This window comes from Streptomyces sp. NPDC002835 (genome assembly GCF_053591995.1).
The window spans coordinates 1-6,761 of the sequence record NZ_JBSFUW010000092.1; the positions used below are offsets into that span (position 1 = coordinate 1).

Sequence of the window (6,761 nt, forward strand, 5' to 3'; positions counted from 1 at the left end):
GGCGGATCTTCCGCCGGAGCCGCTGCAGCCCGAACCGCATGACGGACATCGCCGCCGCGGTCCTCACCCTGGAGAGGCAACGCTGAAAAGGCTCAGTGAGCGACGAGTTCGGGGGCGCGGCGGGTGCGGGCGAAGAGCTGGACGAGCGGCATGAACCGGTAGCAGAGCCGCGCATCGCCGTCGATGCTCCACGCCTCCAGCAACTGGGCGTCGACCAGCCGTTCCAGCACCTCCTCCGCCGCGTCCGGCCCGGTGTCGAGGAGCGCGGCGGCGTCCCCGGCGGTCAGCCGCGACAGACCGGCCGCCGCCAGGACGCCGAACGCCGCCCCGGTCGCCGGCCCGAGCTGGTCCACCACGCTCCGCAGCCCGGTCCGTATGTCCAGGCTGCCCAGCCGCAGTTCGGCCAGCCGGCGCTCCGGCACCGCCAGGCGGTCGGCGAGCAGTTCGGCCGGCCAGTGGGGGTGCGCCGCCAGCCGGGCCGCCGCGATGCGCAGCGCGAGCGGCAGCCGGTCGCAGGACTCGGCGATGCGTGCGGCGGCCTCGGGTGACGCGGTGAGGCGCCCCGGGCCCGCGACGGCGGCCAGCAGCCGTCCCGCGTCGGCGGGGGGCAGGGGGCCGAGCCGCACCAGCCGGGTCCCCTCGAGCGAAGCCAGGTGGGAGCGGACGCCGGTGACGACGGTGCGGCACGCGCCGCCGCCCGGGAGCAGCGGGCGCACCTGTGCGTCGTCGAAGGCGTTGTCGAGTACGACGAGCATCCGGCGGCCCGCGAGCAGCGTCCGGTAGAGCTGGATCCGCTCGTCGAGTCCGGCCGGTGTCCGGTCCGGTTCGGCGCCGAGGGCGCGCAGGAACCAGCCGAGCACTTCGGCGGGCGCGCGGCGGCCGCCGTCGGCGGTGCGCAGATCGGCGTGGAGGCGGCCCTCGGGGAAGTCGTCACGGCACCGGTCGGCCGCCCACAGCGCGAGGGCGGACTTCCCGGTGCCCGAGGCGCCGGTGATCACCACGTCGTGGTGGCCGCGGAGCGCGGTGACGACCTCCTCGGTCTCGGCGGCCCTGCCGGTGAAGTCGGCGGGAGGGGCCGGCAGGGTCGCCGGGACGGGGGCCGTGCCGGCGACGCCGCCCTGGTGTGCGACGGGGCCCAACGGCCGACCGGGCGGAGCGGCGGGGCCCAAAGGCGGACCGGCCGGCGCCGACACCGCGACCGTGCGGCGTTCCGGTGCCGCGGGCGGCGCGAGCGTCCCCGTCAGCACCTCCTGGTGCAGCGCGCGGAGCGCCGGCCCGGGGTCGATGCCGAGTTCGTCCGCGAGGGCCCGGCGCCCCTCCTCGTACACGGCGAGCGCGTCGGCCTGACGGCCGCTGCGGAACAGTGCGGTCATCAGCTGGCCGCGGAGCCGTTCGCGTACCGGCTGCAGCATGACCTGCCGGGTGAGGGCGGGGATCACGTCGGTGTGCCGCCCGAGGGCGAGCGCCGCCTCCGCGTGGTCCTCCAGGGCGGCGAGCCTGGCCTCATCCATCAAGGGGCCCTCGGCGTCCCGCAGATGGTCGGTGACGCCCGTCAGAGCCGGGCCGCGCCACAGGGCGAGGGCCTGGGCCAGCCGGCGCTCCGCCTCTTCGTACCGGTGGGCGAGCAGGTCGGCGCGGCCGGCGCCGGCGAGGCGGCGGAAGCCGGACCAGTCGAGGGTGGCGTCGCCGATGTCCATCCGGTAGCCGGGGCCCTGGCGCTCCAGGCAACGGCCGGTCCCGAGGCGGGTGCGCAGCCGGGACACATACGTGTAGAGCTGCCTGGTGCTGGTGGCGGGCGGCTCCCAGCCCCACAGGATGGCCGTCAGCCGCTCGTCGGGCATGACCTTGCCCTCGGCGAGCAGGAGGGCCGCGAGGGTGGTGCGCTGCTTGCTGCCGTCGAGTGCGACCGCGTGGCCGTCGAGTTCGGCCGACACGGGTCCGAGGATCTTGAAGTCCATGAGGGCCTTCCGGTTCCGCGGGCCCCGCTCCGGTCGCCGGGCCATCTGCCGGGAAAGCTACTGAGCAGGGCTTTTTCATCGGCATCGGCTGGATTTCGTGGCTTCGAAATCGATCCGAAAGAGCCTCAAAAAGGGACGTCCCTAACGTTGGTGGCGTACCGCAGGGCATCCGCCCACAGCGATGAGCCGGACGTCGTATCCAGGCCCGGAAGCACGGGTCTCGCCCACAGGAGGAACACCATGAGGAGCTGCATCACCTCGGCCCCGTCCGCGGCGGCGACCGTGAGGGCGGGCCGGATGGCGGCCGGCGCGGCTCTCCTCCTGGCGGTGGCGGGCACGGTGGGCGGCGCCGGGGCGCTGACGGCGGTCACGCAGCCGGCCGGCTCGGTCCTGGCGGCCGACGACCCGTGGACGGTCGCCCCGAAGGGCGACGACCCGTGGACGAGTTCGCCGACGACCCTCGGCGACGACCCGTGGCCCTGACCGGCCCGGGCCGCGTCAGGACCGGACGAGCGCGAAGAGCCGCTGCGCGTCGAGGGGCCCGCCGTCGCCGAGCATCGCCAGCAGCTGCGCACACCGTTCCTGCCAGGCCGGCGCCCCTACATCGGCGAAGAGATCCTCCGCCGCCTTGAAGCCGGCCGCCGCGCCCGCCGTGTCCGCGTGCAGAGCCTGGATACATCCGAGCACCAGCGCCGCACGCGCCTCGAGATAGCGGTCGGGCACCTTTCCCGAAGTGGTCAGCGCATCCCGCAGGACCGCTTCGGCCTCCTCTGTCCTCCCACGGCGCCACAGCGCCTCACCCAGCGTGCGCAGCGCGTGGGCCTCGCCCCGGCGGTCGCCACTGCCTCTGACGAGTTCGAGCGCACGCCGGGAGGCGTCCTCCGCCCGCTCACCGTCCCCCTGGTGCAGCAGGGCCTCCGCGAGCCTGACGGTGCTCTGCGCCTCTCCCCTCGCGGTCCCGAGCCCGCGGCTTCTGGCGACCGCTTCCGAGGACAGCACCAGACTCGCCTGCGGGTCACCCCGCTCCAGTTCGATCTGCGCCAGCAGACCCAGTACATGGGCCTCTGCGTAGTGGTCGCCGACCGCGCGGAAGATCTCCAGCGACCGGTGGGCCATCTGCCTGGCACGGTCCATGTCTCCGCGATGGCGTTCGCACAGCGCCAGGTTGCGGAGCACCAGGGCCCGCCCCTGGTCCTGGCCCTGTGCCTCGAACAGGCGCAGGGCCAGGCTGAGGCGCTCGTGCGCCGCGTCGTACGCCCACTGGATGATCTCCAGGGTGCCGAGCGAGTGCAGCATCGCCGCCTGGCCCAGCGCGTCGCCGGTGCGGACAGCCGCTTCGAGGGCGCTTTCGCCGCAGTGGCGCCAGTCCTCCAGGTAGTTGCGGTTCTGGAAGAGGGTCACGCTGGTCATCGCCAGGTCCCACGCGTACGCGGACTCGTCGGCCTTCGCCGCCTGTTCCACCAGGACCGTGATCGAGGAGCGTTCGCTCTCGAACCACTCCATGGGGTCGTCCAGCAGGCTGTCCACCAGGTGGCCGGGCAGCGAGTGCAGCGGCGCCGGGCCGTGGACGACCGTGTAGTCGCCGCCGTACACCCGGCGGTGCGCCTCACCGGCCAGGCCGAGCCACGCCCCGCAGGCGCGCCGGGTGGCGGCCAGCCGCTCCTCCTCGCCGTCCTCCGCCTCCGCGCACTCGCGGGCGAAGAGCCGCAGCAGGTCCTGGAACCGGTAGCGGACATGGCCGGTGGTGGCGCTGAGCGGTTCCAGCAGCTGGGCGTCCACGAGCTGCTCGATCAGGTCCTCGGCGTCGACCGGGTCGACGCCGAGGAGCGCCGCACCGGCCCAGGCGGCGAAGTCCGGTACTCCCAGGGTGCCGAGCAGCCGGAACATCCGGGCGGTGTCCGGCGGCAGATCGCGGTAGCTGAGGCGCAGACCGGCCCGGACACCGCGCTCGTCCAGGCTGAGTTCGTCCAGCCTGCGGTGCTGGTCCTCCAGCCGGGCCACCAGGGTCCGCACCGACCAGTGCGGTTTGGCGGCGAGCCGGGCGGCGGCGATACGCAGCGCGAGCGGCAGCCGGTCGCACAGTGCGCTCAGGCGCGCGGCGCCCACCGGGTCGCCGCTGAACCGGTCGTCGCCGGCGACCCGGGAGAGCAGCGCGATGGACTCGTTCTGTTCGAGCGAGCCGAGGTGCAGGGGCACGAAGAAGTAGTCGCCGGCGAGCGCGCCGCCCATGCTGTCGCGGCTGGTGACCAGCACGCAGGAGCGCCCGTTGCCGGGCAGCAGGGGCTTGATCTGCTGGAAGGAGCGGGCGTTGTCGAGCACGATGAGCACGCGCCGGCCGTCGAGGACGCTGCGGAACAGGGCGGTGCGCTCGACCTGCTCCGCGGGGATCTGCGGCCCCGGTACGCCGAGGGCGCGCAGGAATCTGTCGAGTACGGCGCCGGGCCTGCGGGGCGCCTCCTCCCCGTCGTAGCCGCGCATGTCGGCGAAGAGCTGGCCGTCGGGGAAGCGGGCGGCGACCTGGTGGGCCCACTGCACGGCGAGGGCCGTCTTGCCGACGCCGCCGGTGCCGGTGATGGAGCCGACCGGCAGTGCGCTGCTGTCCAGGTTGTCCAGCAGCCGGTCCAGTGAGGCGAGTTCGAAGCGGCGGCCGGTGAAGGAGGCGACGCCGGGCGGCAGATGGGCCGGCACGGTGGTCTGCGGCACGAGTGCGGCGGGCTCCACGGGGAGGCTGAGTCCCGGGGAGTCGGCGAGGATCTCCTCGTGCAGTTCCTGCAGGGCGGGGCCGGGGTCGATGCCCAGTTCGTCGGCGAGGAGCCGCTGTCCGTCGCGGTAGGTCTCCAGCGCCTCGGCGCGGCGGCCGGAGCGGTAGTGGGCGAGCATCAGATGGGCCTTGGCCTGCTCGCGCAGCGGGTGTTCGCGTACGAAGGCGCTGAGTTCGCCGATCATCTCGCGGTGCTGGCCGAGCTGGAGGCGCAGTCCCGCGTGCTCCTCGTAGACGTCGAGGCGCATCCCGGTGAGCCGGGCGGCCTCCGCCTCGACGCGTTCTGCGGAGACCCCTTCGAGTGCGGGGCCGCGCCACATGGCGAGGGCCTCCTCGAAGAAGGCGCACGCCTCTTCCGGCCGGCCGCGGCGGGCGGCCTCCCGGCCCTTGGCGGCGCGGTCCTCGAACTCGACGGCGTCGATGCGGTGTTCGCCGGCGTAGAGCATGTAGCCGGGGTGACTGGTGACGAGCAGGTCCTCGACGCCGACCGCGTTCTTGATCGTCTTGCGGAGCGCGGAGACGCAGATGGCGATCTGGTTGCGGGCGGTGGCCGGCGGGTTGCCGCGCCAGACGGCGTCGGCCAGGGTGTCGACGGACACGACCCGGTTGGGCGCGAGCAGCAGCATCGACATGATGGTGCGCTGACGGGCGCCCTGGAGCACGACGGGGCGCCCGTCGGCGCTGACGTCCAACGGCCCCAGGATCCGGAACACCACCTGAAGCACGAACTGCCTCCTGATCGCGGCCGCAGCCGTACCTGTACGACCTCTTTCGCCGTTTTCACACTGAGTAACAGGGCATTGTCCGGCCCCGCAACGACGACGTCAGGAAGCTGCCATCCGGGGCCGGCCGGGCCGGTTCACCGCCGCGCCATCCAGGAGACCGGGGGGAAGACCTCCGGCCGGCCCCAGGCGGCGGGTGCGGGGCCGTCGGCCTCGGGCGCGGCGGCGGAGGCGGCCGCGGACATCGTCAGGGAGCGGAGGAGCGCCGTGACGACGGCGAGCTCCTCGGGGGTAGGGCAGCCGCTGATCACCTTGAACAGGGACGGGCCCAGCGGGCCTTCGAGCGCCGGTGCGGACATCAGGGTCTCCTCACATGGGTGGATTGCCGTGCTTGCGGGACGGCAGGTCCGCGTGCTTGGTGCGCAGCATCGCGAGTGCGCCGATGAGCGCCGAACGGGTGTCGGCGGGGTCGATGACGTCGTCGACGAGCCCGCGTTCCGCCGCGTAGTAGGGGTGCATCAGTTCGGCCTTGTACTCCTTGACGAGCTGCTCCCGCATGGCGTCCGGGTCCTCGGCCGCCTGGATCCGGCGGCGGAAGACGACGTTGGCCGCGCCCTCCGCGCCCATCACGGCGATCTCGTTGGCGGGCCAGGCGAGGGAGACGTCGGTGCCGATGGAGCGGGAGTCCATGACGATGTAGGCGCCGCCGTACGCCTTGCGCAGGATGACCTGCACACGGGGGACGGTGGCGTTGCAGTACGCGTACAGGAGCTTGGCGCCGTGGCGGATGATGCCGCCGTGCTCCTGGTCGACGCCGGGCAGGAAGCCGGGCACGTCGACGAGGGTGACCAGCGGGATGTTGAAGGCGTCGCACAGCTGCACGAAGCGGGCCGCCTTCTCGGACGAGTGGATGTCGAGCACCCCGGCGAGGGACTGGGGCTGGCTGGCGACGATGCCGACGACCTCGCCGTCGAGCCGGGCGAGGGTGGTGAGGACGCTGGTGGCCCAGCGTTCGTGGACCTCCATGTGCTCACCGTCGTCGACGAGTTCCTCGATGACGGCGCGTACGTCGTACGGGCGGCTGCCCTCCAGCGGGACGAGGTCGAGCAGCGACTCGCAGCGGCGGTCGGCGGGGTCGGAAGTGGCCGAACGGGGCGGCTTCTCGCGGTTGTTGGCGGGGAGCATCGACAGGAGGAAGCGGACCTCCGCGATGCAGGTCTCCTCCTCGTCGTACGCGAAGTGCGCCACACCGCTCGTCTCGGCGTGTACGTCGGCGCCGCCCAGGCCGTTCTGGGTGATCTCCTCGCCGGTGACCGCCTT

The 6,761-nt window shown here is 73.5% G+C and carries 5 protein-coding genes and 1 pseudogene; 2 read left to right on the forward strand and 4 right to left on the reverse strand.

The window, feature by feature from the left end:
• Positions 1-86, forward strand: a pseudogene (locus ACWD01_RS36865) (IS5/IS1182 family transposase); the annotation flags it as partial.
• 6 nt (positions 87-92) lie between these two features.
• On the opposite strand, the gene ACWD01_RS36870 reads toward ACWD01_RS36865, so the two are convergent.
• Positions 93-1,958 carry a BTAD domain-containing putative transcriptional regulator gene (locus ACWD01_RS36870; RefSeq protein WP_451168284.1) on the reverse strand — a complete coding sequence of 622 codons (1,866 nt, stop codon included), beginning with the start codon at positions 1,956-1,958 and terminating at the stop codon, positions 93-95.
• A 240-nt stretch (positions 1,959-2,198) separates the two neighbouring features.
• Between ACWD01_RS36870 and ACWD01_RS36875 the strand changes: the two genes are divergently transcribed.
• A complete protein-coding gene (locus ACWD01_RS36875; protein ID WP_451168286.1) occupies positions 2,199-2,441 on the forward strand; it encodes a hypothetical protein in 243 nt (80 codons plus the stop codon).
• Between the two features lie 15 nt (positions 2,442-2,456).
• Here the strand turns inward: ACWD01_RS36875 and ACWD01_RS36880 are convergent, their stop codons facing one another.
• The 3 genes from ACWD01_RS36880 to ACWD01_RS36890 all read right to left on the reverse strand — a co-directional run.
• Positions 2,457-5,444 (reverse strand): BTAD domain-containing putative transcriptional regulator, encoded by a 2,988-nt coding sequence (locus ACWD01_RS36880; protein WP_451168288.1) that lies wholly within the window; start codon positions 5,442-5,444, stop codon positions 2,457-2,459.
• A gap of 134 nt (positions 5,445-5,578) precedes the next feature.
• Entirely contained in the window at positions 5,579-5,800 is a 222-nt protein-coding gene (locus tag ACWD01_RS36885; RefSeq protein WP_451168290.1) for an acyl-CoA carboxylase subunit epsilon, read from the reverse strand.
• A 10-nt stretch (positions 5,801-5,810) separates the two neighbouring features.
• Positions 5,811-6,761, reverse strand: a 951-nt coding sequence (locus ACWD01_RS36890; RefSeq protein ID WP_451168292.1) for an acyl-CoA carboxylase subunit beta, incomplete at its 5' end; no start/stop codon positions are given.